The sequence below is a fragment of the Acidiphilium sp. genome (genome assembly GCF_049977125.1).
In the GTDB taxonomy this organism is placed as follows: Bacteria; Pseudomonadota; Alphaproteobacteria; order Acetobacterales; family Acetobacteraceae; genus Acidiphilium.
In genome coordinates this window covers 20866-44729 of the sequence record NZ_JBMFGY010000014.1, presented here as the reverse complement: position 1 = coordinate 44729, position 23864 = coordinate 20866, and the positions used below count along the sequence as shown (strand labels likewise).

General features: G+C 65.5%; 19 protein-coding genes. 12 read left to right on the top strand and 7 right to left on the bottom strand.

Annotation, left to right across the window (positions count from 1 at the left end; translation table 11 throughout):
* From ACP5E6_RS04315 to hemC, 4 genes are all read right to left on the bottom strand, one after another.
* Positions 1 to 1128, bottom strand: a 1128-nt coding sequence (locus ACP5E6_RS04315; RefSeq protein WP_427952163.1) for a heme biosynthesis HemY N-terminal domain-containing protein, incomplete at its 3' end; no start/stop codon positions are given.
* Entirely contained in the window at positions 1128 to 2171 is a 1044-nt protein-coding gene (locus tag ACP5E6_RS04310) for a COG4223 family protein (protein WP_427952161.1), read from the bottom strand. The genes ACP5E6_RS04315 and ACP5E6_RS04310, both read right to left, overlap by 1 nt.
* On the bottom strand, positions 2168 to 2866 hold the full coding sequence (locus tag ACP5E6_RS04305; RefSeq protein WP_427952159.1) for a uroporphyrinogen-III synthase: 699 nt from the start codon (positions 2864 to 2866) through the stop codon (positions 2168 to 2170). The genes ACP5E6_RS04310 and ACP5E6_RS04305 overlap by 4 nt, the downstream gene beginning before the upstream one ends.
* The gene (hemC, locus tag ACP5E6_RS04300; protein WP_427952157.1) at positions 2859 to 3857 is read right to left on the bottom strand and encodes a hydroxymethylbilane synthase; all 999 of its coding nucleotides are present in this window, start codon (positions 3855 to 3857) and stop codon (positions 2859 to 2861) included. Before hemC ends, ACP5E6_RS04305 begins: the two co-directional genes overlap by 8 nt.
* 23 nt (positions 3858 to 3880) lie before the next feature.
* On the opposite strand from hemC, the gene tsaD reads away from it, so the two are divergent.
* The 8 genes from tsaD to ACP5E6_RS04260 all read left to right on the top strand — a co-directional run bounded on the left by tsaD (position 3881) and on the right by ACP5E6_RS04260 (position 14860).
* Complete coding sequence (gene tsaD, locus ACP5E6_RS04295) at positions 3881 to 5005, top strand: tRNA (adenosine(37)-N6)-threonylcarbamoyltransferase complex transferase subunit TsaD (protein ID WP_427952155.1); 1125 nt, start codon at positions 3881 to 3883, stop codon at positions 5003 to 5005.
* Positions 5006 to 5034: 29 nt separating this feature from the next.
* Positions 5035 to 7554: a glycogen/starch/alpha-glucan phosphorylase gene (locus ACP5E6_RS04290; RefSeq protein WP_427952153.1), complete on the top strand. Its 2520-nt coding sequence runs from the start codon at positions 5035 to 5037 to the stop codon at positions 7552 to 7554.
* Positions 7555 to 7630: 76 nt separating this feature from the next.
* Positions 7631 to 8902, top strand: a complete 1272-nt coding sequence (gene glgC, locus ACP5E6_RS04285) for a glucose-1-phosphate adenylyltransferase (protein ID WP_427952151.1) — start codon at positions 7631 to 7633, stop codon at positions 8900 to 8902.
* 3 nt (positions 8903 to 8905) lie between these two features.
* A complete protein-coding gene (gene glgA, locus ACP5E6_RS04280; RefSeq protein WP_427952149.1) occupies positions 8906 to 10378 on the top strand; it encodes a glycogen synthase GlgA in 1473 nt (490 codons plus the stop codon).
* A 250-nt stretch (positions 10379 to 10628) separates the two neighbouring features.
* Entirely contained in the window at positions 10629 to 11138 is a 510-nt protein-coding gene (locus ACP5E6_RS04275; protein ID WP_427952147.1) for a flagellar basal body-associated FliL family protein, read from the top strand.
* A gap of 74 nt (positions 11139 to 11212) precedes the next feature.
* Positions 11213 to 11653, top strand: coding sequence for a hypothetical protein (locus tag ACP5E6_RS04270; RefSeq protein ID WP_427952144.1), 441 nt, complete (start codon positions 11213 to 11215; stop codon positions 11651 to 11653).
* A gap of 241 nt (positions 11654 to 11894) precedes the next feature.
* Positions 11895 to 12398: a MotE family protein gene (locus ACP5E6_RS04265; protein WP_427952142.1), complete on the top strand. Its 504-nt coding sequence runs from the start codon at positions 11895 to 11897 to the stop codon at positions 12396 to 12398.
* Entirely contained in the window at positions 12395 to 14860 is a 2466-nt protein-coding gene (locus tag ACP5E6_RS04260; RefSeq protein ID WP_427952140.1) for a hypothetical protein, read from the top strand. The genes ACP5E6_RS04265 and ACP5E6_RS04260 overlap by 4 nt, the downstream gene beginning before the upstream one ends.
* A gap of 178 nt (positions 14861 to 15038) precedes the next feature.
* Here ACP5E6_RS04260 and ACP5E6_RS04255 read toward each other — a convergent pair whose 3' ends face one another.
* Together ACP5E6_RS04255 and ACP5E6_RS04250 are read right to left on the bottom strand one after the other, a co-directional pair.
* Positions 15039 to 15773 (bottom strand): LrgB family protein, encoded by a 735-nt coding sequence (locus ACP5E6_RS04255; RefSeq protein WP_427952137.1) that lies wholly within the window; start codon positions 15771 to 15773, stop codon positions 15039 to 15041.
* Complete coding sequence (locus ACP5E6_RS04250) at positions 15773 to 16114, bottom strand: CidA/LrgA family protein (protein ID WP_427952135.1); 342 nt, start codon at positions 16112 to 16114, stop codon at positions 15773 to 15775. Before ACP5E6_RS04250 ends, ACP5E6_RS04255 begins: the two co-directional genes overlap by 1 nt.
* 75 nt (positions 16115 to 16189) lie before the next feature.
* Here ACP5E6_RS04250 and ACP5E6_RS04245 point away from each other — a divergent pair, with 75 nt between their 5' ends.
* Positions 16190 to 17050 carry a PaaX family transcriptional regulator C-terminal domain-containing protein gene (locus ACP5E6_RS04245; protein WP_427952133.1) on the top strand — a complete coding sequence of 287 codons (861 nt, stop codon included), beginning with the start codon at positions 16190 to 16192 and terminating at the stop codon, positions 17048 to 17050.
* Here ACP5E6_RS04245 and ACP5E6_RS04240 read toward each other — a convergent pair.
* On the bottom strand, positions 17015 to 17722 hold the full coding sequence (locus tag ACP5E6_RS04240) for a TetR/AcrR family transcriptional regulator (RefSeq protein WP_427952130.1): 708 nt from the start codon (positions 17720 to 17722) through the stop codon (positions 17015 to 17017). The two genes, ACP5E6_RS04245 and ACP5E6_RS04240, sit on opposite strands and share 36 nt — an antisense overlap.
* Positions 17723 to 17861: 139 nt before the next feature.
* On the opposite strand from ACP5E6_RS04240, the gene ACP5E6_RS04235 reads away from it, so the two are divergent.
* Genes ACP5E6_RS04235 through ACP5E6_RS04225 form a run of 3 tightly spaced genes read left to right on the top strand, consistent with a single transcriptional unit; the run spans position 17862 to position 23698 of the window.
* Positions 17862 to 19448: an efflux transporter outer membrane subunit gene (locus ACP5E6_RS04235; RefSeq protein ID WP_427952128.1), complete on the top strand. Its 1587-nt coding sequence runs from the start codon at positions 17862 to 17864 to the stop codon at positions 19446 to 19448.
* On the top strand, positions 19445 to 20641 hold the full coding sequence (locus tag ACP5E6_RS04230; protein WP_427952125.1) for an efflux RND transporter periplasmic adaptor subunit: 1197 nt from the start codon (positions 19445 to 19447) through the stop codon (positions 20639 to 20641). The genes ACP5E6_RS04235 and ACP5E6_RS04230 overlap by 4 nt, the downstream gene beginning before the upstream one ends.
* 9 nt (positions 20642 to 20650) lie before the next feature.
* Complete coding sequence (locus ACP5E6_RS04225; protein ID WP_427952122.1) at positions 20651 to 23698, top strand: efflux RND transporter permease subunit; 3048 nt, start codon at positions 20651 to 20653, stop codon at positions 23696 to 23698.
* Positions 23699 to 23864: the final 166 nt, after the last annotated feature.

The following is a 23864-nucleotide window of genomic DNA, read 5'->3' as shown; positions in this document are numbered from 1 at the left end:
CCAGGTGAGGCTGCCGATGGCGCCGCATTTGCGGCAGGTTGCTTGCCATTCCGGGTGGATTGTGTCGCAGGCGGCGCAGACCCAGGTGGCGCCGGCGGCGGCGGCGGCTTTGGCTTCGTGGCGTTGTGCTTCGCCGGCCAGATCGGCGGCTTTGGCGGTGCGGGCGAGCAGGGCTTCGCTTTCGGGGTGGCCGGGGTTGGCGCCGGCGAGTTTCTGGGCGGCGCGGGCGCGGTCGAGCGGGAGGTTGATATGGGCGAGGTAGGCGGTGGCGAGGTCGGGGTGGGGGGCGGCTTTCCATCCGGCGCGCAGGGCGCGTTGCGCGCGCCAGAGATGGCCGGCGCGTTCATGGGCGGCGGCGAGGGCGAGGTAGGCGGGCGCGAGGGTGGGGGCGGCGCGCACCGCTTCGCGCGCCCAGTCGATGGCGAGGCGGTCGGTTGCGGCGGTGCGGGAGGCCATGATCGCGAGGGCGGCGCGGGCGGGCGGATCGGTTGCGAGGCGGGCGGCATCGTCGAAATGCTGCTGGTTTGCGGCGAGTTGGACGCGCTGGTCGCGCAGCCAGACGGAGTGGGGGTAGGCGTTGGCGGCCTGGCGGGCCTGGGCTTCGGCCTCGGCGAGGGCGGCGGCGTTGCCGGTGAGGCTGCTGCGGTGACCGAGCAGGCCGCGCCAGCCGAGGAAACCCGCGTCCTTGTGCTGCGCGAGGGCGGCGAAATGCCGGTCGGCCGTGGCGTGGTCGCCGTTGCGCCGGGCGGTTTCGCCGGCGACGTAGAGGGTGAGTGGCGCGTCGGGCGCGTGGCGCAGGGCGAGGTTGGCCTGATTGGTCGCGGTCTGGTTGTCGCCGGCGGCCATGGCGGAGAGGGCGCGCAGGGCGGCGGCGTCGGCGGTGCTGCGATGGGCGCGGGCGCGGCTGGCGGCGAGGCGGCGGGGGGTGCGCAGCGCGGCGCGGATGAGGGCAGCGAGCAGGAGGAGGATGAGCAGAAGCAGGGCAAGGAGCAGGAGGGCGACCGGGGTTGAGGCGGTGGCGGCGTAGCTGGCGAAATCGAGCGTGACGTGGCCGGGCAGGGTTGCGAGGTACCAGACCAGGCCGAGCAGGATGATGGCGAGGATGGCGAAGCCGAAGGCGCGGAGCATTATGGCGACCCCGCGGTCTGGGCCAGGTGGATGAGGGCGGCACGGGCGGCGAGCAGGTGCCGCGCCTGTGTGATCCAGGGTGCCATGATGGTTTGCGCGGCGGGGGGCAGCGCGCCGAGGGTGGTGAGGGTGGCGGGGAGATCGCCGCGATCGAGGTCTGACCGGGCGGTGCCGAGGATGAAGCTGGCGCGGCTGCCGACCAGGACATCGTTGTGATGGCGGATGGTGATCAGGCTTTCGATGCGTCCTTTGACATCGCGCCAGAAGCCGCCGTGGCTGGTGATGTCGCCGGCGGCGGCGGTGGCTTTCGCGGCATAGGCGGGGAAGCTGGCCTGGAGCGCGCCGAGGGTGGGCGGGTTGGTGGTGGCGTAGCGCACCAGGGCTTCGGGCGCGTTGGCGATGGTGCCGAGTGGCGTGCCGTTTTCGAGCGCGAGGCTGGCGGAGGCGATCTGGGCGAGGGATTGCGCGTGGGCGACCAGTTTTGGCAGGTCGGTGGCGGTGGCCTGGAGGGTGGTGAGGCTGGCGTGATCGGCCAGGGCGGTGGTGGTGAGGGAGGCGATGCTCGCCTGCATGGTTTTGATCTGGCTGGCGAGGGCGGGCGGAATTTCGGCTTCGACCTTGGCCGGCGGCGGGGCGGCCTGCGGCGGCGCGGCGGCGGATGGGGCTGCGGCGGGTTGGGGCGACGGGCTCGCGAGGGCGGCGAGTTTATCGTTGGTGGTGGCCAGTTTGAGGTGGAGGGCGGCGACGTCGGATTTCAGCGTGTCGATCTGCTGGCCGAGGGCGGCGGCGCGATCGGCGGCGCCGGTTTGGGCGTTGAACAGCCAGGCCTCGCCGCCGGCGAGGAGGAGGATCAGGATTGCGCCGAGGATGAGGGGGGTTCGCGCGGGGGCGCGGGTGGCGGGGGCGCTCTGGGCCGGATCGGGGGTTGCCTCGGGGTCGTCCGCGGTGGGGCCGATCGCGGGCGCGGACGGCGCCGTGGTGTCGGGTTGTGGCGCCGCGGCGGCTGGGGTCGGCGGGATCGGCTGGCTGTCGGGTTCGGTCATGGCAATATCGCTAGCATGTGATCCTGGTCCGGTGAAACCGCGGTGCGGATGGCGTGGAATGGCAGGCGGGCGAGGGGGGCGGCGGCGGCGGGGCTGATGGCGATGGCGATGGCGCGGCGCAGGGTGGCGGCGAGGGCTGCATGGTCGATCAGGGCGGCGAAGCGCTTCGCGGTGGCGGGGGAGAAGATCATGACGCGATCGACGGTTTCGGCGGTGAGGGCGGCGATGGCGGCGGCGGCGAGCTCGGCGGCGGGGCGGGCGCGATAGACGATCCGGCGGTTGACGCGAAACCCGGCCTGACGCAGGGCGGCGGCGAGGTCGAGACTGTGGCCTTCGCCGCAGGGCAGGAGGATCGAGGCGTGCGGGCGAAGGCGGCGGGCGACGAGGCCAGCCAGGTCGCGCGCGGTGCCGGAGGCGCTTTCGACCGCGATGAAGCCGAGACGGCGGGCGCGGGCGGCGGTGGCATCGCCCACCGCGAACAGCGGGATGGCGCGCCAGGCGGCCGGCAGGCCCGGCAGCGCCTGGGCGCTGGCGATCACGAGGGCATCGCATCCGGCGGGCAGGGTGGCCGGCAGGGGTTCGATGTCGAGACACGGGGCGAGCACGGGGATATGGCCGCGGGCGCGCAGCAGCTCGGCCGTGGCGGAGCCGCCGGGTTCGGGGCGGGTGACCAGGATGGTGAGCGGTTCAGTCAAGGAAGATGTCGGCGGGACTGTCGCGCCGGAGCGAGGCGCCGAGCTCGGCGCCGAGGCGTTCGGCATCGGCGGCGGCGGCGGTTTCGGAGCGTTTGAGCAGGAAGCTGCCGTCGGCGCGGGCGGTGAGGCCGGTGAGGTGGAGCGTGCCGTCCGGCAGGAGGCGGGCGTAGCCGCCGATCGGGGTGCGGCAGGAGCCATCGAGGGCGGCGAGCAGGGCGCGCTCGGCGGTGGCGACGGCTTTGGCTTCCTTGTCCTCGATCATGGCGAGGAGGTGGCCGAGGGCGGCATCCTCGGTGCGGACGGTGATGCCGACGATGCCCTGGCAGGCGGAGGGGACCATGGCTTCGGGGTCGATCGCGGCGGAGACTTCGTGGTCGAAGCCTAACCGGCGCAGGCCGGCGAGGGCGAGCAGGGTTGCGTCGAACTTGCCGGTGCGCGCGGCGTCGAGCCGGGTGCGGACGTTGCCGCGCAGCAATTCGATTTTCAGATCCGGGCGGGCGTGGAGCAGCTGCGCCTGGCGGCGGACCGAGGAGGAGCCGATGCGGGCGTTGGCGGGCAGGGCGGACCAGATTTCGGCGCCCTCCTCGATTTTATAGGCATCCGAGAGGATCAGGGCGTCGCGCGCGTCCTCGCGTTTCATGGTGCAGGCGAGGATGATGCCGTCGGGCAGGGTGGTTTCGAGATCCTTGAGGGAATGCACGGCGAAATCGATCCGGCGGTCGCGCAGGGCTTCGTGGATTTCCTTGGCGAACAGGCCTTTGCCGCCGACCTCGGCGAGGGGGCGGTCGAGCACCTGGTCGCCGGTGGTGCTGATGATTTCGGCGGCGAAGGCATCGGGCGCGTAGCCGAGCGCCGGGCAGATGTCGCGCAGGGCGGCCAGGAACAGCTCGGTCTGTTTTCGCGCGAGCGGCGAGCCGCGGGTGCCGACCCGGAGGGGCAGGCGGCCGGTGTGGGGGGCGACTTTTGGTGCTGGCTTGGTTTCCTGGTCCATCCACAATGCTTTAAAGGATCGGCATGGAAAGAAAAGCCGGAATTATCGGTCGGGGTGACGCGGGCGCGCTGGTGCTGGGGATTGAATCCTCGTGCGATGAGACGGCGTGCGCGGTGCTGGACGGCGCCGGGGGGGTGCGTGCTGAACTGGTGGCGAGCCAGATCGCCGCGCATGCCCCGTTCGGTGGCGTGGTGCCCGAGATCGCGGCGCGTGCGCATCTGGCGGGTCTGGCGCCGCTGGTGGGTGCCGCGCTGGCGCAGGCGGGGGTGGCGCCGCGCGATCTGGCGGCGGTGGCGGCGACGGTCGGGCCGGGGTTGATCGGCGGGTTGATCGTGGGCAGCGGCTTCGCCAAGGGCATGGCGCTGGCGCTGGGGGTGGAGTTTTACGGCATCAATCATCTGGAGGCGCATGCGCTGACCGCGCGGCTGCCGGGGGTGGCGGCGGCGCTGGGGATGGCGGCGCCGGCGTTTCCGTATTTGTTGCTGCTGGTTTCGGGCGGGCATACCGCGCTGATCGCGGTTGAGGGGGTGGGGCGGTACCGGCGGTTGGGCGGCACGCTGGATGACGCGGCGGGCGAGGCGTTCGACAAGGTGGCGAAGCTGTTGGGGCTGGATTATCCGGGCGGGCCGGCGCTGGAGCTTTTGGCTTCGGGCGGCGATGCCGCGCGATTCGCGCTGCCGCGCCCGATGCTGGGGCGGGCGGGGTGCGATTTTTCGTTCTCGGGGCTGAAGACGGCGGTGGCGCAGATTGTTGCGGCGCAACCCGGGGGCGCGCTGAAGCTGGCGCTGGCCGCGGATGTTGCGGCGTCGTTCCAGGCGGCGGTGGTGGCGGTGATGGCGGATCGGCTGGCGCATGCGCTGGCGGTGATGCCGCAGGCGCGCGCCGTGGTGGTGGCGGGCGGGGTGGCGGCCAATCAGGCGATCCGGGCGGCGCTGGCGGTGGTGGCGGCGCGCGCCGGGTGCGGGCTGGTCGCGCCGCCGTTGCGCTTATGCACCGATAACGCGACGATGGTGGCGTGGGCGGCGATTGAACGGGCGCGGGCGGGGCTGGCGGCGGAGGGGCTGGCGGCGCGGTGCCGGCCGCGCTGGCCGCTTGATGTTGCACTGCAAAGTTTGATTGCAGAGCGGGAGGGTTCCGTGTCAGTCTGACCACCGGAATAACGAGAGGTGGGCCCGATATGAGTGACCAGACCGTGCAGGATCGTTCCGATCGACCGCTGCGTGCGAAGAAGGCGCTTTCCGCCGATCCGCCGCCGCTGGCGCCGATCCGTTCCAGCCAGGACTGGCGCGAGGCGATCGTGTCCAAGCTGATTTATGGCGTCGGCAAGAACGTGGTGACGGCGAATGAGCGGGACTGGTTCGTCGCCCTCGCGCTCGCGCTGCGCGATCGGGTGGTGGAGCGGTGGATTGCCAGCACCAACCGGATTTACGCGGGCGGGCACAAGCGCGTTTATTACCTGTCGCTCGAATTCCTGATCGGGCGGTTGTTGTTCGATACGCTGACCAATTTAGGTATGGTCGATGTGACGCGCACGGCGCTCGCGGAGTTGGGCGTTGATTTGGACCGGGTGCGCGATTCCGAGCCGGATGCGGCGCTGGGCAATGGCGGGCTGGGGCGGCTGGCCGCGTGTTTCATGGAGAGCATGGCGACTCTCGCGATCCCTGGATACGGGTATGGTATTCGTTACAATAACGGATTGTTCAAGCAGGCGATCGATGATGGCCGGCAGCTGGAGTTTCCCGAGGATTGGCTTGCGGTGGGCAATCCGTGGGAGTTCGAGCGGCCGGAGGTTTCGTATGACATCGGGTTTGGCGGTCATGTCGAGGCGGTGCGTGACGAGGAGGGTGAGGTGCGGCATGTGTGGCATCCGGGTGAGGTGGTGCGCGCGGTCGCCTATGACACGCCGGTGGTGGGATGGCGCGGGCGGCATGTGAATTCGTTGCGGCTGTGGTCGGCGCGGGCGGTTGATCCGTTGCAGCTGGAGAATTTCAACGCGGGCGATTACGTCGGCGCGCTGGCGCAGGATGTGCGGGCGCAGTCGATCTCGCGGGTGCTGTATCCCTCGGATGCGACGGCGGCGGGGCAGGAATTGCGGCTGCGGCAGGAGTATTTTTTCGCGGCGGCCTCGTTGCAGGACATGCTGCGCCGGCACATCACGCAATTCAAGGATTTACGGCTGCTGCCCGAGAAAGTGGCGATTCAGCTCAACGATACCCATCCCTCGATTGCGGTGGCCGAGTTGATGCGCTTGCTGCTGGATACGCATGGGCTGACGTGGGAGACGGCGTGGGAGATTACCAAGGGGACGTTCTCCTATACCAATCACACGCTGCTGCCCGAGGCGCTGGAGACCTGGCCGGTGCCGCTGATGGAGCGGATGCTGCCACGCCAGATGCAGATCATTTATATGATCAACGCGGATCATCTGGAGCGGGTGCGCGCGGTCGGCATGGGATCGGGCGATAAACTCGCTGGTCTGTCCTTGATCGATGAGAGCCATGGCCGGCGGGTGCGGATGGGGACGCTCGCTTTCATCGGGTCGCACCGGATCAACGGGGTCTCGGCGCTGCACACCGATTTGATGCGCGAGACGGTGTTTGCCGATCTGCACCGGATGTTTCCCGAACGGATCACCAACGTGACCAATGGCATCACGTTCCGGCGCTGGCTGTTCGAGGCCAATCCGGGGTTGACGCGTCTGCTGGTCGAGGCGCTGGGCGAGCATGTTTGCGATGATCCGGCCGAGCTGGTCGGGCTGCGCGACCTCGCGCTGGATGCGGGGTTTCGCAACCGGCTGATCGCGTGCCGGCGCAATCACAAGATCACGCTGTCGAAATGGGTGCGTGAGAAGTTGCGGATCAAGCTCGATCCGGATGCGATGTTCGACATCCATGTCAAGCGGATTCATGAATATAAGAGGCAGTTGCTGAATATTCTGGAAACCATCGCGCTGTATGACGCGATCCGCGCGCGGCCGACCGCGGGGTGGGTGCCGCGGGTGAAGGTGTTCGCGGGGAAGGCGGCGGCGAGTTATGATCAGGCGAAACTGATCATCAAGCTGATCAACGACGTGGCGAAGGTGATCAACAGCGATCCGACGGTGCGGGGGTTGCTGAAGGTGGTGTTTCTGCCGAATTTCAATGTCAGTCTTGCGGAGATGATCATTCCGGCCGCGGATCTGTCCGAGCAGATCTCGACGGCGGGGATGGAGGCGTCGGGTACCGGGAATATGAAATTCGCGCTGAACGGGGCGCTCACGATCGGCACGCTGGATGGCGCGAATGTTGAGATTCGCGATCATGTCGGGGCGGAGAATATTTTCATCTTCGGCCTGACGGCGGCGGAAGTTGCCGAGCGCAAGCGCAATGGCTGGCACCCGCGACACTCGATCGAGGCCTCGTCAGCACTTTCGGAGGTGATCGATGCGGTGTGGTCGGGCGTGTTTTCGCCTGAGGATGCCGGGCGGTTTCATCCGATCGTGAACGAGTTGCGCAATCAGGATCGGTTCCTGGTGACGGCGGATTTCGATTCATACGCGCAGGCGCAGCGGGAGGTCGATCGGCGGTGGATCGATCAGGAGGGCTGGTGGCGGTCGGCGATCCTCAACACCGCGGGGATGGCGTATTTTTCATCCGATCGCGCGATCGGCGATTACGCCCGCGATGTCTGGCATACCACGCCGCTCGAGACCACATGAGACAGATCGGATGAGAAAGACCGGATAACGGCGTCCGCGCAGCAACGACGCGGGCGATCAGGGAGGGAACGCGGCAATGAGTATCAGAGACGGCAAAGGCACCCCGCTATCGCGCAACGCCATGGCCTATGTGCTGGCGGGAGGGCGAGGTTCGCGATTGTTCGATCTGACCGACAAGCGGGCCAAACCGGCGGTGCATTTCGGCGGCAAATGGCGGATCATCGATTTTGCGTTGTCGAATGCGCTGAATTCGGGAATCCGGCATATCGGGGTCGCCACGCAGTACAAGGCGCATAGTCTGATCCGGCATCTGCAATTGGGCTGGACGTTCTTTCGGCGCGAGCGCAACGAGAGTTTCGATATCCTGCCGGCGAGCCAGCGGGTTTCCGAACAGAGCTGGTACCTCGGCACCGCCGATGCCGTGTATCAGAATATCGAGATCATCGAGAGCATCGCCCCGGCGCATATCATTATTCTCGCCGGCGATCATATCTATAAAATGGACTACGAGATGCTGTTGCAGCAGCACGTCGCGCAACAGGCCGATGTGACGGTTGCCTGCGTCGAGGTGCCGCTCGCCGAGGCGAGCGGTTTTGGCGTGATGCATGTCGACGAGAGCGACCGGATCCTGCATTTTCTGGAAAAACCGGCGGACCCGCCGCCGATGCCGGGACGGAGCGATGTCGCGCTGGCGAGCATGGGAATTTACGTGTTCGAAACAAAATTTCTGTTCGACGTGCTGCGGCGCGATGCGGCGGATCCGGGGTCCCAGCATGATTTCGGGCGCGATATCATTCCTGACCTGGTGCGCCGGGGGCGGGCGCTGGCGCATCATTTCTCGCGATCCTGCGTGCGGTCGTCAAAGGAGGCGGTGCCGTATTGGCGCGATGTCGGCACTGTCGATGCCTATTGGGAGGCGAATATCGACCTCACCGATTTCATCCCCGCACTCGATATCTATGATCAGTCCTGGCCGATCTGGACCTATACCGAGGGCACGCCGCCGGCGAAATTCATTCATGACGAAGATGGCCGGCGTGGCCTTGCGGTTTCGTCACTTGTGTGTGGCGGCTGCGTGATTTCGGGAGCCGCGCTGCGGCGCAGCCTGTTGTTCACCGGGGTGCGGGTGAATTCGTTTTCGCAGGTGACGGCGGCGGTTATTCTGCCGGAGGCGGATGTCGGTCGGCATGCCCGGCTGACCAATGTGGTGATCGACCGTGGGGTTCGCATCCCCGAGGGGCTGGTGGTCGGCGAAGATCCGGCGGAGGATGCGCGACGGTTTCGCCGAACCGAGCAGGGGGTCTGCCTGATCACGCAGCAGATGATCGACCGTTTGGAACATAACTGAGCGGTGCTGGTTCTTTCGATAGGATCTGAAATCTATCCGCTGGTGAAAACCGGTGGGCTGGCCGATGTGATGGGCGCGTTGCCGGGCGCGCTCGCGGCCGAGGGGATCACGATGCGGTCCCTGGTGCCCGGCTATCCCGCGGTGCTGGACGCGGTGGCGACGGCGCGGCCGGCGGCGGTGACGGCACTGGCGATCGATGATCTGTTCGGCGGGCCGGCGCGGGTTCTGGCGGCATCGCCGGGCGGATTGCCGTTGTTCGTGCTCGATGCGCCGCATCTGTTCGCACGCCCGGGCAACCCCTATCTCGCGTCGAACGGGGTGGATTGGCCGGATAACGCGCAACGCTTCGCCGCCTTGTGCCGCGCGGGGGCGATGATCGCGCGCGGCGCGATCGGTGATTTTGTGCCGGATGTGGTGCACGCGCATGATTGGCAGGCCGGGTTGGTGCCGGCCTATCTGCATTACGACGGGGCGGGTGCGCCGCCGAGTGTCATGACGGTGCATAACCTTGCCTATCAGGGCCAGTTTCCGGCGGGTTTACTGGACACTCTCGGCTTGCCGGCCGCGGCTTATGCGATCGAGGGTGTTGAATACTATGGCTCGATCGGGTTTCTGAAGGCGGGATTGCAATTTGCCGATGCGATTACGACCGTTTCACCCCATTACGCCGCCGAGATCGCCACGCCGGACGGTGGCATGGGCCTCGATGGCTTGATCCGCGCCCGTGCCGCGGTGATGCACGGGATTTTGAACGGGTTGGATACCGATACGTGGAATCCCGCGACCGATCCGGCGCTCGCCGCCCGGTTCGATATCGATACACTCGCGGCGCGGTCGGCGAATAAGGCGGCATTGCAGGCGCGCATGGGGCTGGATGCGCGGCCGGGGACGATGCTGTGCGGTGTGGTCAGCCGCCTCGCCGGGCAGAAAGGGATCGACCTGATTCTGCAAACCCTGCCACTGCTGCAAACGCTCGATGCCCAGCTCGCGGTGCTCGGGAGCGGCGATGGCGCGATCGAAGCCGGGTTGCGGGCGGGCATGGCGCGCTGGCCGGGCCGGGTTGCGGTGGTGATCGGGTTCGAGGAGCCATTGTCGCACCTGATCCAGGGCGGCGCCGATGTCATACTGGTTCCGTCACGCTTCGAGCCCTGCGGCCTGACGCAGCTTGCCGCCCAGCATTATGGCGCGATCCCGGTGGTGTCACGCGTGGGCGGCCTGGTTGATACCGTCATCGATGCCAACCCGGTCGCCGTGAGCGCCGGCGTTGCGAGCGGTGTGCAGTTCGCCCCGGTCACCGCCGATGGTCTCGCTGATGGGCTTCGACGCGCGGCGGCTTTGTTCGCCTCTCCGCCGGTCTGGCGCGCCATGCAGATCAACGCCATGACGCTCGATGTTTCATGGGCGCAACCGGCCAAACAATATGCGACCCTCTATCGCGGTCTGATCGCCCGCCATGGGGGGTCCGTCACGCGATAGGGTGTTATGCTTTCAGCATAACGCTTTAGCGCTATGTTTTTTCCAGCGATTTCATGCGATTATGTTGCCGCTGCCGCGTCACCTTGATCGCATATCGCGCGAGGCGCGGTGATGACCGGCCGATCGGGTCATGGCGGCCGGGGGTGGATGACGTGCAGGAGACGTGACTTTAATCGGTGCCACGTCCGATCATAATTCTTTGTTAACTATCTTCCGCCATAGTGCCGCTCGAAAGACGAGAGGATCAGCAATGGCGAAAACTCCTGCCCCCCCCAAACCGACCAAGGATGAGCCTGCTCCGGGTGCCGAGGCGGCGGAAGTTGCGCCGAAAAAGCGATCAAAACTGCTGTTGTTCGGTGCGCCGGCGGCGCTGCTCGTGCTGCTCGGCGGTGGGTTGTGGTTCAGTGGAGTCATTCCGCATCTTTTGCATGGCAAAAAATCGGCACAGGCATCGGGGCCGATTTTCATCAAGATTCCCGAGATCGTTGCTAATCTGAATGTGCCGTCCGGTCAGGATTCCTATGCCAAGCTGGAAGCGACTCTCGAATTGTCCGGCCATGCTTCGGCCGCGGCGGTCACAAAGGATATGCCGCGCATCATCGATGTCTTTCAAACCTACCTGCGCGCCATGCATCCGAGCGAGTTGCGCGGGGCATCCGGCACCTACCGGCTGAGAGAGGCATTGATCAACCGGGTTCGCATTGCGGTTGCACCAAATGTTGTGCGGAACGTTCTGTTCGAGGAGCTTATCGTGCAATGAAAAATGCGTATAAAATCGTTATTATTATAAAATAAAAATATCAAGTATTTTTACTGCAAAAGGCGGGGTCTGAAATGTTAAATACCGATTTGAATCTGGCGGGGTGGATTTTTCAGTCCGTTTTGTTCTGTATTCTGCTGGCAACACTTGTGTACGCACGCCGGCTGGAGCGGCTGTTACGGCAGGTGCGCGATGATCAGGGCGGATTACGGTCAAATCTGACGCAGATCGATGTGTCGGTTACCGCGGCGACCCTTGCCACCGACCGGCTGATGCATGAGGCGAAGCAGGCCGACGCGGCGCTCCGTGAGGCCAGCGAGACCGCGGCGGCCATGACGGTAAAACTCGATGCGCTGATCAGTCGGGCGGCGGAGACGCTGGCGAGCGTGCCCGAGGAGATCGAAGCGCGGCTCGCACGCCCAAGTGCGAAGCGCCCGGTTCCGCCCCGGCGAGCCGAGATGCTGCAGAGCCAGGTCGAGCGCGATCTCGCGCGGGTATTGTTTGATGCCTCGTGACCACGATCGCTTCAGGGACAGGCGGCGTGCGTCACAAGGCGCACTCAGCCGGCGCCTGTGGCCCTCGAAGCTGTTGCCGGTGGCGATCTTTTGTTTGAGCGGCGCGATCGCGTTGAAATCAGTCGGGTTGGTCGAGATGGCCTTCGCGCAATCGCCTGCCACGGCGGCGACCGCGACGGCGGATGCGCCCCCACCGGCCGCGCCGCCCGCCGCTACGCCGGATCCCGATCGCTATCAACCCGTGGCGAACTGGACCGATCGACCGCCGCCGCCGCCGATGTGCAAGCCGGACCCGCTGTCTGAGTCCGGGGAGACAGCGATCCTGCTGGCCCTCAAGACCCGTGAAGCCGCGCTGGATCGGCGCGCCGAGGCGCTTGACCGTGAACAACAGGAGCTGGATGCGACGAAAGCCGCCCTCAGCCGGCAGATTGCCGCGTTGAAACCGCTGGCCAAACGACTCGAAGCGTTAAAAACCCAGAATCAATCGACGGAAGACGCCAAATGGGCGGCGCTGGTCGCGACCTATGGCACGATGGACCCGCGCAATGCCGCGCGCATCTTTGATGGGCTCGATCCTGAAATCGTCTTCAATGTCTTGCGGCGCATGAATAGTCGGAAATCCGCCGCGATCCTCGCCAGCATGTCGCCCGACAAGGCCCAGTCCATCACCGAGCGTCTGGCGGGCGAACCGGCGCCGCCTTCCATGCATCCCGCCAACGCGCTGCTTCCCGATGGTGCGCCGTGATCGGACTCCTCGCGCGGTGTTGCGGCCTGGCGCCGGTTCGCCGCTTCATCGCCGGTGGGTTGAGCCTTGCCCTGATGCTCGGCATGGCGCGCGCGCAATCCAACACTGCTCCGAACGATCCCCCGCAAAATGGCGCGGCCCAGAACGGCGCGGCTCAGAACGGCGCGGCCCAGAACGGTGGTTCATACTGGTTTCGCATTCTGGTGCCGGACAATCAGGTTCCCGCCCAGATCGGTCGCGCGAGTTTTCGCATGGGATCGGAGATGGTCCTGATCTTTGGCGCCAACCTGCCGGTCGAACCATCCGCCCTCCAGGAGGTTACCCAGGCACCGAATGCCAGCGTCGTGCACCTGCCCAACGCGACGATTTTGCGCATTCCGCTCCCGTCCGATCAGTCGATCAATGCGCTGCCGGCGGTCAACTCGTTCCATGTCGTGATCGGGAAACTGTCGCAGGTTCAGCCGATCGATCCAGATTTTATCCATGGCCGTATCCTGTTTCCGGCCTCAACCGCGAACGCGGTGGTCACCTATGCCGAGCCGGGGCAGGGCGTGCCGCTGTTGATCGGCACGGTGACCGGTGACTCAGCCCTGCATCGATCGTTGCAGGGGCCGGGTTATGCAACGATTCCGGCCGATACCGGCATTGTCGTCGTTGCAGCATCCGATGATCTTGCCATGACGACAGCGCAAGGCGGGTTCGTTCTGAAATCGGCCATGACGTCCGCGGGTCTGCCGGTCGGCAATCCGCCTGTCTCGGCGGCCGCGGTGCGGGCGGTCGTGCCTGCGGGTGGGATTGATTTGCCCCATGGCAGCATCGTGACATTGCGCCACCGGATGGAGGCGGCGCAACTCAGTGTCGCGGCGGCGCCGCCGCTGGCTCGGACGGCGGCATCGCTTCGGCTGGCGCGAACGCTCTTGTCGCTCGACCTCGGTCCCGAGGCCCATGGCGTTCTGACCGACCTGCTGCGCACCGATCCGGCGACACTCGAGGATCCGAAACGTCTCGCTTTGCTCGATATCGCGGATGTTCTCTCGTACCGCCCGATCGATGATCATGCCGACTGGTCCCGGCCGTTCGCCGACCCACAGCAGCGGCATTTGTGGCATGGTCTGGCCGACGCCGAACGGGGTGATGTTGCGCCGGCGGCGGCGATGCTCTCGCAGGGCGTGGCGCCGCTCATCGCGGCGCCGTCTCTCCTGCGGCGACGGATGGCGCCGTTGGCGGCGGAGACATTGATTGCGGGCGGGGCACTCGATGCGGCGAAGACCCTGCTCGGCGCGCTGCCGCATGACGATGGGTTGGCTCTCGCGCGGGCGGAATTTCTCCAGGCGTCGAATCGGCCCCGATCCGCCCTGCAGGCCTATGCGAGAATGCTGGCGAGCCCTGATCAGCGCACCGCCGGTATCGCGCGGTATCGCTCGATCATGCTGCGGTACCAGTTGCATCAGATCGATGCCAGCACGGCTGCGGCATCTCTGGGGCGGCACGTCTATGAATGGCGGGGGGCGCGCCATGAACTCAATGTTCGGCTCGCCATGGCTCGATTGCTGGCCAAGGCGGGACAATGGACCCGCGCGTTTACCGGCCTCGCGACCGCGGATCATTGGTTTCCCCAGCAGGCCGCGCGGATTCACGCTGCTCGTCAACGCCTGTTCAACCAGCTGGTGGCCTCCGGCGCGCTTGATCATCTGCACCCGTTGGCGGTGGTGTCGATCATTCAGAATAACACCGATCTGATTCCGCCGGGGCGTGCGGGGGTGCCGATACTGGCGACGTTGTCGAAACAGCTGATCGCCCTGGGGCTGCCGGACCCTGCGGCTGCGATCCTGCAACAGCTGATCGCGCGTGCGCCCGACGATGAGAGCCGGGCGCGCATGGGGCTTGATCTGGCGCGGATCGACTTCCAATCGCACCGGTTGAAGCGCGCGCAGGCCGCTCTGGATTCGACCGACGCACCGGATCTCTCGCCGGGTCTTGCGGCCGCGCGTCAGGCGCTTGCGACTGAAATCGGGGTCACGGCGGGCACGGCGGTGATCTCGGCGGCTTCGGCGGCTTCGACCGATCCGCAAAGCGTGCGTCTGGCCACGCGGATCGCGGCACGGAACCATGATTGGGCCAAGGTCGAAAGCCTGTCACAGGCCCTCGCGTCACAGAGTGTGCCCGTGAGCGGCATGCTGGATCCGGCGGCCACCCGGACGATCGTCCGCTGGGCGGTGGCGGCATCGCATGTCAAGGACGCGGCGACCCTGGCAATGCTGCGCCAAACCTATCGGTCTCGCCTGCCACAAGGCCGGGATGCCGATATATTCAACACCGTGACGGCGCCGCCGTTGACGCCGCAGACCAGCCTTACCGCGGCACTGGCGCAAATCAAGGCGATCGAGCAGGTCGGCAAGGCGGTGGGGCCGGCATCACCGGCGAGGCACGGTCCACCCAAGGCAGGTGGGAATTCGCCTTGACCCTGAGGCATGATCGCTTCAGGACCGAGAGGTCTGGGACCTTGTATTCTGGGACCTTGTATTCTGGGACCTTGTATTCTGGGATCTTGTATGACGAGTCCCGTCACCGGCATCGAACCCCGGCGTGATTGCCGCCGGGCTCACGGGTCTCAAGCCCCGTGACGGGGGACAGGCGCGTTCAGAACCCCAACCAGCGCACCAGAAGAGGGGCCAGGATCGCGGTGATCAGGCCGTTCAATCCGATCGCGAGTCCGCCGAATGCGCCGGCGGTTTCGCTGACCAACAGGAGCCGTGCGGTGGCCAGGCCATGCGCGCCGGTGCCGCCGGCCAATCCCTGGGCCCGACGGTCGGTGATGCGCAACAGGCGAAAGACCGGGATGCAGACCAATCCGCCGAACACGCCGGTCAGTAGAACGAAAATCGCGGTGAGCGAGGGGATGCCGCCGAGATCCTGTGAAATACCCATCGCGATCGGGGTGGTGACCGATTTGGGCGCCATCGAGATCACCACGTCGCGCGGGGCGCCCAGCCCGTGTGCGATCAGCATTGCTGAAACCGAAGCCGTGACGGAACCGGCGATCACCGCGATCAGGATCGGGATCAGGTTGCGACGCATTGTGGCGAAATTGGCATACATCGGCACCGCCAGGGCGACGGTAGCCGGCCCGAGCAGGAACTGAACATATTGGCCACCCCGGAAATAGGTCTGATACGAGGTGCCGGTGGCGAGCAGGAGAATCGCGAGAGTGGCGATCGAGAGCATGATCGGGTTCGACCACGCGGCGTGGCCGGTGCGTCGGTCGAGCCAGGTGGCGCCCTGCCAGACCAGCAGGGTCGCGACCAGGCCGAGTTGCGGACCGCTCTGCAGATAGACCCAGACATGGTAGAGATCGCCGCCCTCGGTGCCGTGCATCAGCGATCGCCCCGGGCGAACAACTGCATCAGCGCCCCGGTTACGCCGAGGGCCAGCAGTGTCGAGACCGGTATCGCCACAGCGATCGCCAGCGCGTCCGTGCGCATGACGTGCAGTTCATTCACGATGGCCACCCCCGCCGGCACGAATAGCAGGCCGAGCTGTTTGAGCAGGCCGCTCGATGTATTGTGCAGGGCCTCCGAGGGTCCGCCGCGCCAGACCAGGAGGGTGAGCAGCAGCACGAGGCCGAGGACCGGCCCCGGGATCGGCCAGCCGGCGGCGTGGGCGATGATGGTGCCGAGCAATTGGCATACCAGCAGCAGCGTGATGGCTCCGACCATGATCTCTCCCCGACCTCGCGCAATCCGTGACCGTACAGGCTGGCCAAGCGATATGGATTGAGCTGTTATGACGATATGAATCCCCATCTCGCCGGCTTGATCGCTCGTTTGCAAGAGCAGCCCTCGCATACCGGGTCGCTGATCATCACGCTGATCGGCGATGCGATCATGCCGCGCGGCGGTGCGGTGGCGCTGTCGACGATTCTTGACCTCTGCGGTGGCTTGGGGATCGGCTCGGGGGTGGTGCGCACGGCGGTATCGCGCCTTTCGGCCGATGGGTGGCTGGTGGCCAGCCGGCAGAGCCGGGCGAGTTACTACGAAATCGGCGCCGGGCGGCGGGGTGAGTTCGTGCGGGCGTCACGTCATATTTTCGGCCCGAGCCGGCGGCCGCATGTGGCGCGGTTGACATTGATCCTGATGGAAGCGGGAGAATCCCGCGAGGCGCTGCGCAATCGACTGGCGCGGCTCGGCTTTGTCGCGTGGCAGGGCGTGATGATCGCGCCGGAACGCCCGCTGCCGCCATCGGTCGCGGCAAATGTCATCGCCGTTACCGCCGATGCCGATGGCGACACGATGAAGCGCCTCGCGGCCAAGGCGTGGCGGCTCGATGCGATCGCGGCGCTCTATGCGGGTTTCATTGAAACCTATGCGGCGCTTGTCGGACCGGCAGAGCGCTTCACGCCGCGCGATGCGCTGCTGACGCGCGTGTTGCTGGTTCACGACTACCGGCGGATCATGCTGCGCGATCCGCGTCTGCCCGAGGCGTTTCTGCCTGACCGCTGGATCGGCGCGAGCGCGCGGCAGCTGTGCGCCGGACTCTACGCGGCGTTGCGTGCGCCGTCCGAATTGTGGCTCGACCACCACGCTCTCACGCGCGCCGGCCCGTTGCCACCGGCGGATTCAACCCTCACGCACCGGTTCGCCGATCTGCGCTGAGGGGCGCGGCCGTGCGCCGGTGAGAAACAGCGCGACCGCGCGGGTGATCCGCGCATCGAGTGCCGCCCGGCTGGGCGCCTTGCCGAGGCCGAGCAGCAATTCGATGTGAATATTGCCGATCGCCATGCCGTAGAGCATCAGGGCGGCTTCGTCGGCATTCTCGATCGCGAGCTGCCCGTGGGTGACGCAGGCGGTGAAGTAGTCGCGCAGGGCATCCCGGCAGGGTTTGGCGCTTTCGCGATCGAGCAGGCGCGACAGGGTTTTGCCATGGATATATTCCGCCATGATCAGCCGCAACAGCGCCACCAGCGGCGGGCTGAGCACATGGCGCGCCCAGCCGGCCAGCATGTCGTGCAGGACCGCCTCGATCGGGCGGCCGGTGACATCGACCGAAAAATCGAACGGCTTGCGATGCCGGGCGAGCAGGGCGGTGAACAGCTCCTCCTTCGATTGGACCAGCTGATACAGCGTGCGCTTGGAGATGCCGGCGGCGGCGGCGACATCGTCCATCGTTGAGTCATGATAGCCGCGTTTGCAGAAGACGCGCTCCGCGGCCGCGATCAGGGCATCACGCCGGTTCGCCGCAGGTTCGCTGCCCTTGCGCCGCCGCGACGGGGTCGCGCCATCGGCGGCGGTGCGCGAAATGCGTGACAAGGGAGGGGGAATACCCATGTTCCTTCCTGGACTATGTCACGCATGGCAGAGTCACCCCGGGATTTCAAGCATGAATCCACGGATTTAGCCGCGGCTTGACGGGGAAGGCGAAAACTCTGTAGTTTCCACCCATACTTCAGGAGGCGTTGCCGCGCAGATGCTGGCACCACGTATTCGGGCCACGACGATCGTTGCGCGTCATGCGGATGGCATGATCAGAACCGGATCGATCGAGCGGCATCCGCCATGGTCCATGCTGGTCCCGGCGTTGAGCGTTGTTATGTTGTTGGGGGGGTGCGCGGTCGGGCCGGCGTATCATCGGCCGGCGGCACCGCAGGTTGCCGGCTATACCGAAACGCCGTTGGCCGACACGACGAGCGCGACCGCAACGGTGGGGGGCGCGGCGCAACATTTGGTGATGGGGGCAAGGATCGAGGGGGCGTGGTGGCAGCTGTTCCACTCCCGCCGGCTCGATGGGCTGATCCACACCGCGCTGGTCAATAACCCCAGCCTGGATGCCGCGCAGAATGCGCTGCTGGCGGCGCGCGATACGGTGCGCGCGCAGCAGGGTTCGTTTTTCCCCGCGATCAGCGGCGCGGGTCAGGCGGAGCGCGAGCGCAACCCGTTCGGCGTGTCGGGTTCCGGCGCGGCGGGTGGCGCGACCGCGCCTTTTTCGCTGCTGAACGCCAGCGTGTCGGTATCCTATGCGCCGGATCTATTCGGTGGCGTGCGCCGGCAGGTTGAGAATCTGCGGGCCCAGGCTCAGGATCAGCGATTTGCGCTCGAAGCCGCCGATCTCGCGCTGACCGCCAATATCGTGACCGCCGCGGTCACCGAGGCCTCGCTGGTCGCGCAGATCAAGGCGACGCGACAGATCATCGATGCCGAGACCAAAGAATTGCGGATTTTGCGTCGTCAGGTGGTGCTGGGCGGCATTCCGGCGGCGAATGAATTGACCCAGCAAAGCCAGGTGGCGCAGACCAGAGCGACGTTGCCGCCGTTGCTGAGCCAGTTGGCGCAGGAACGCAATCAGCTCGCCGCCTATGAGGGGGTGCTGCCAAGCCAGTTCCATCTCGCGAATTTCGATCTCGCCGATCTCACCCTGCCGCGGCAATTACCGGTCAGCCTGCCCTCGGAACTGGTGCGCCAGCGCCCGGATATTCGGCAGGCCGCCGCCGTGCTGCATGAGGATACCGCGCTGGTCGGGGTCGCGACCGCGAACATGCTGCCGCAGATCACGCTGTCGGGCAGCGTGGGGCATGAGGCGCTTTCGGCCGCCGCGCTGTTCACGCCGCAAACGCTGCTGTGGACCCTGGTTTCGGGGGTGACGCAGCCGCTGTTTGAGGGCGGGACGCTGCTGTTCAAGCGCCGTGCCGCGCTGGCGACGATGCGGGCGGCCGCCGCGACCTATCAGAACACCGTGGTGCTGGCGTTCCAGAACGTGTCGGACACATTGCTCGCGCTGCATTACGACGCGGCGACGCTTGCCGCCGATGAAGCCTATGAGCGTTCCGCCAAGGCCAGTCTCGCCGTCACGGAAAATCAGTATCGCCTCGGCGGCGCCTCCTACACCGCGGTGCTGACGGCCGAACAAACCTATGAAACCGCCCTCATCGCGCGGATCAAGGCAAGCGCGCAGCGCTACGCCGACACCGCCGCCCTGTTCCAGGCGCTCGGCGGGGGCTGGTGGAATCGCCAGGATATTGCGCCGACCACCCGAAATTGCTGCGGAGTTCTGCCATGACGGCCACAACCACGACCCGGCCGGCCAAGCGCCCCTCGATGGTGCTGCGCATGATCATCATGCTGATTCTGGTCGGTGCGGCGCTATTCCTGATTTTCGGCTATGGCGCGTTCCGCACCATCATGATCGGCAAGTTTCTCGCCAAGCTCAAGAATCCGCCGCAGACGGTGGCGACCATGATCGCGCGGAAGACCCCGTTTCAGCCGGTGCAAACCTCCACCGGGACGCTGATTGCCGAAGAAGGGGCTGATCTGTCGTCCGAAGTGTCGGGCATCGTCGATACGATCGATTTCAAATCCGGCCAGAATGTCACCAAGGGTCAGGTTCTGCTGACATTGCGTCCCAATAACGATCAGGCGCTGCTGGCGCAGCTGAAGGCGACGGCGGCGCTCGACCGGATCACCTATCAGCGCGATCTGGCGCAATACCATGCCCAGGCGGTCAGTTTGCAGACGGTCGATACCGATCGCGCCAACCTTGCCAGCGCCGAGGCGCAGGTGAACAGCCAATTGGCGCTGATGGCGGAAAAGCGGATCGTGGCGCCGTTTTCCGGGCGGATCGGCATTCGCGCGGTCGATCTCGGTCAGTATCTCGCGGCGGGAACCGCCATTGCCTCGTTGCAGCAGCTCAACCCGATCGATATCGATTTCTATCTGCCACAGGCGGCGTTGCGCACGATCAAACCCGGCATGATCGTCAAGGTGAGTGTGGATGCGTTCGCCAGGACGCCGTTCACCGGACGGATCACCGCGATCGACTCGGCGGTGAGCACCACCACACGCATGATCCAGATCCGCGCCCGGATCGCCAACCCGCATGACGAATTGCGGCCGGGGATGTTCGCGCGCGTCGCCATCGATGTCGGCGCGCCCGAAGCCATCGTGACGCTGCCACAGACCGCGATCGCGTATAATTCGTTCGGCGATACCGTATTTCTGGTGGAACCGGACAAGACCAAGCCGGCTTCGGGCGGCAAGGCGCCGGCGCAGCCTCGGTCGAGCCTGCATGCCAAGCAGGTTTTTGTCACGCTCGGCCAGACCAGGGGCGATCAGGTGGCGATTCTGAAGGGGGTGCAGCCGGGTGATCAGGTGGTGGTGGCCGGGCAGGTCAAGCTTTTGAACAATTCACCCGTGCTGATCGACAACAAGATCATGCCCGCGGATTCGCCCGACCCCGTCGTGCCGAATCACTGAACCGCCACCATGAAGAATTTCACTGCCCTGTTCATCCGCCGGCCGGTTCTGGCCATCGTGGTCAGCGCGATCATCCTGGTGCTCGGCCTCAAATCGGTCGGATCGCTGCCGATCCTGGAATATCCCAAGACCGAAAACGCGACCATCACCATCACCACGACCTATCCGGGTGCCGACCCGAGCACCATGGCCGGTTTCGTCACCACCCCGATCGAAAACGCGGTTTCGCAGGTCAATGGCATCGACTACATGACCTCGACCAGCCAGACCAGCACGAGCACGATCGTGGTCAACCTCGTGCTGAACTACAATACCAGCAAGGCGCTGACCGAAATCCAGGCGCAGATCCAGTCGGTGCTCAATCAGCTGCCGAGCGGCACCCAGCAGCCGCAGCTGGTATTGCAGGTCGGCCAGACGCTGGATGCGATGTATATCGGCTTCAAGAGCGATGTGCTCACCGCCAACCAGATCACCGATTATCTGACCCGCGTGGTTCAGCCGCAATTGCAATCGGTGGCGGGCGTGCAGGCGGCGCAAATTCTGGGGGCGCAGAATTATGCGATGCGGATCTGGCTCGAACCCACTAAACTCGCCGCTTACGGGTTGACCGCGAGCAGCGTGTTCACGGCGCTGAGCGGTAATGATTTCATCAGCGCGCTCGGCAACACCAAGGGCACGATGACTCAGACGTCGTTGACCGCCTCGACCAGCCTGCACAGCGCCGCGGCGTTCCGCAATCTGATCGTGACCCAGTCGAACGGCGCGATCGTGCGGCTCGGCGATGTCGCGCATGTCGCGCTGGGTTCGAACACCTATGATTCCGAGGTCGCCTTCGATGGCAAACCCGGGGTCTATATCGGCATCGAGGTGGCGCCCGGCGCGGATCTGCTGACGGTCGTCAATGCGATCACGAAGCGGTTTCCGCATATCCAGGCGCAGCTGCCCTCGGCGTTGCAGGGGGCGATCGTCTATAATTCCGCTGAATTCGTGAATGCGTCGATCCATGACGTGATCGCCGCGCTGGTCGAGGCGTTGCTGATCGTTGTGCTGGTCGTGTTCGCGTTCCTCGGCACGCCACGGTCGGTGATTATTCCGGTCATTGCGATTCCGCTCTCATTGATCGGGACCTTCGCCGCGATGGCGGTGCTCGGCTTCACGATCAATCTGCTCACGCTGCTGGCGCTGGTGCTGGCGATCGGCCTCGTGGTCGATGACGCGATCATCGTGGTTGAAAACGTCAATCGCCATCTGGATAACGGCGAGCCACGGCTGCAGGCCGCGATGGCGGCGGCGGGCGAACTGGCCAGCCCGATCGTTGCGATGACCATCGTGCTCGCCGCGGTTTATGCGCCGATCGGTTTTCAATCCGGCCTCACCGGGGCGTTGTTCACCGAATTCGCCTTCACGCTGGTGGCCGCCGTCACGATTTCGGCGATCATCGCGTTGACGCTGTCGCCGATGCTGTCATCGCGCATGCTGCGCTATATCTCGCGCGAGGACACCACTTTGGAAGCGCGCCTGGTCCATTTCATCGACCGGGCGTTCGGGCGGGTGCACCGGCTCTATATGCGCCTGTTGCGCGGCAGCCTTTCGACCTTGCCGGTCACGCTGACCTTCGGCGCGATCATTTTGTGCAGCATCTATTTTCTGGCGACCGGCTCGAAAAGCGAATTGGCGCCGCAGGAAGATCAGGGCGTGGTGATCATGTCATCGACCTCGGCGCCGAATGCGACGCTGGCGCAGAAGGTCATGTGGGGGCAGGAGGTCAACCGCCTGATGCTCTCGCATAAATCCGTGGCCCATACGTTCCAGTTCGAAACCACGACCTCATCGATCGGCGGCATGGTGCTCACCCCGTGGGATCAGCGCGCCAAATCCGCCAGTGTCCTGCAAACCGAAATCCAGGAGCAGGTCGATGCAAACGTTGCCGGCCAGCAGGTTGTCGCGTTTCAACCCGCGTCGCTGCCGGGATCGCAGGGTCTGCCGATCCAGTTCGTGATCAAGACGACCGAACCGTTCACGGCACTCGATGCGGTGTCGAAGAAGCTGCTGGCGGCCGCGTTGAAGAGCGGCAAATTCATGTTTCTGCAATCGGACCTGAAGATCGATCAGCCGCAATCCACCGTGGTGATCGACCGTGCCAAGGCGGCGACCCTGGGCTTGTCGATGAGCCAGGTTGGCGCGGCGCTCAGCCAGGCGCTCGGCGGTCTTTATGTCAATTATTTCAGCCTCGATGATCGCTCCTACGAGGTCATCCCGCAGGTGTCGCAGATCAACCGGCTCAACGCGTCCCAGCTGCTCGATTATCCGATCACCGCAGTCAATGGCGTGCCGATCCCGCTCAGCGCGGTGGCGCATATCACGACCGAGGTGATCCCCGAGGCGGTCAATCATTTCCAGCAGCTCAACGCGGCGACGCTTCAGGGGGTTGCGGCGCCCGGCGTGTCGCAGGGTGAGAGCCTGGCCGTGCTCGATGCGCTGGCGAAGAAAATTCTGCCCGCCACCGGCTACGATGTCGATTACGGTGGCCCGATGCGTCAATTCGTGCAGGAGAAGAGCGGCTTTCTCGGCACGTTCGGCTTTGCGGTGATCGTGATTTTCCTCGCGCTCGCCGCGCTGTTCAATTCGTTCCGCGATCCGCTGATCATTCTGGTCTCGGTGCCGATGTCGATCGCTGGCGCGCTGATTTTCATCTATCTCGGATTCGGGCTCAGCCTGAATATTTATACCGAGGTTGGTCTGGTCACGCTGATGGGGCTGATCAGCAAACATGGGATCCTGATCGTCGAGGTGGCCAACGAGTCCCAGCGCGCCGGGATGACCAAGCGCGAGGCGATCGAAAATGCGGTCAGCATCCGGCTCCGGCCGATCCTGATGACCACCGCCGCCATGGTGCTCGGGGTGATCCCGCTGATCATCGCCACCGGCGCGGGTGCTGCCGCACGCTACAATATGGGCATGGTGATCGCGGCCGGATTATCGATCGGGACCATGTTCACCCTGTTTGTGCTGCCAGCGGTCTATCTGCTGATCGGGCAACGCCACGTCAGCGACTGATCGTTTGCGGCGGGCCGGATCATGGTGACGGATCGGGGAGGGGCGGACGGGGAAGGCCCGCGCCGCGCCCGCGGCGCCTGAGGTTGCCCAGAGAGCCAGTCGGCTCTCGGATCGTTTTAGAGAGCCAGTCGGCTCTCGGGTCGTTTCGGAGAGCCGGTCGGCTCTC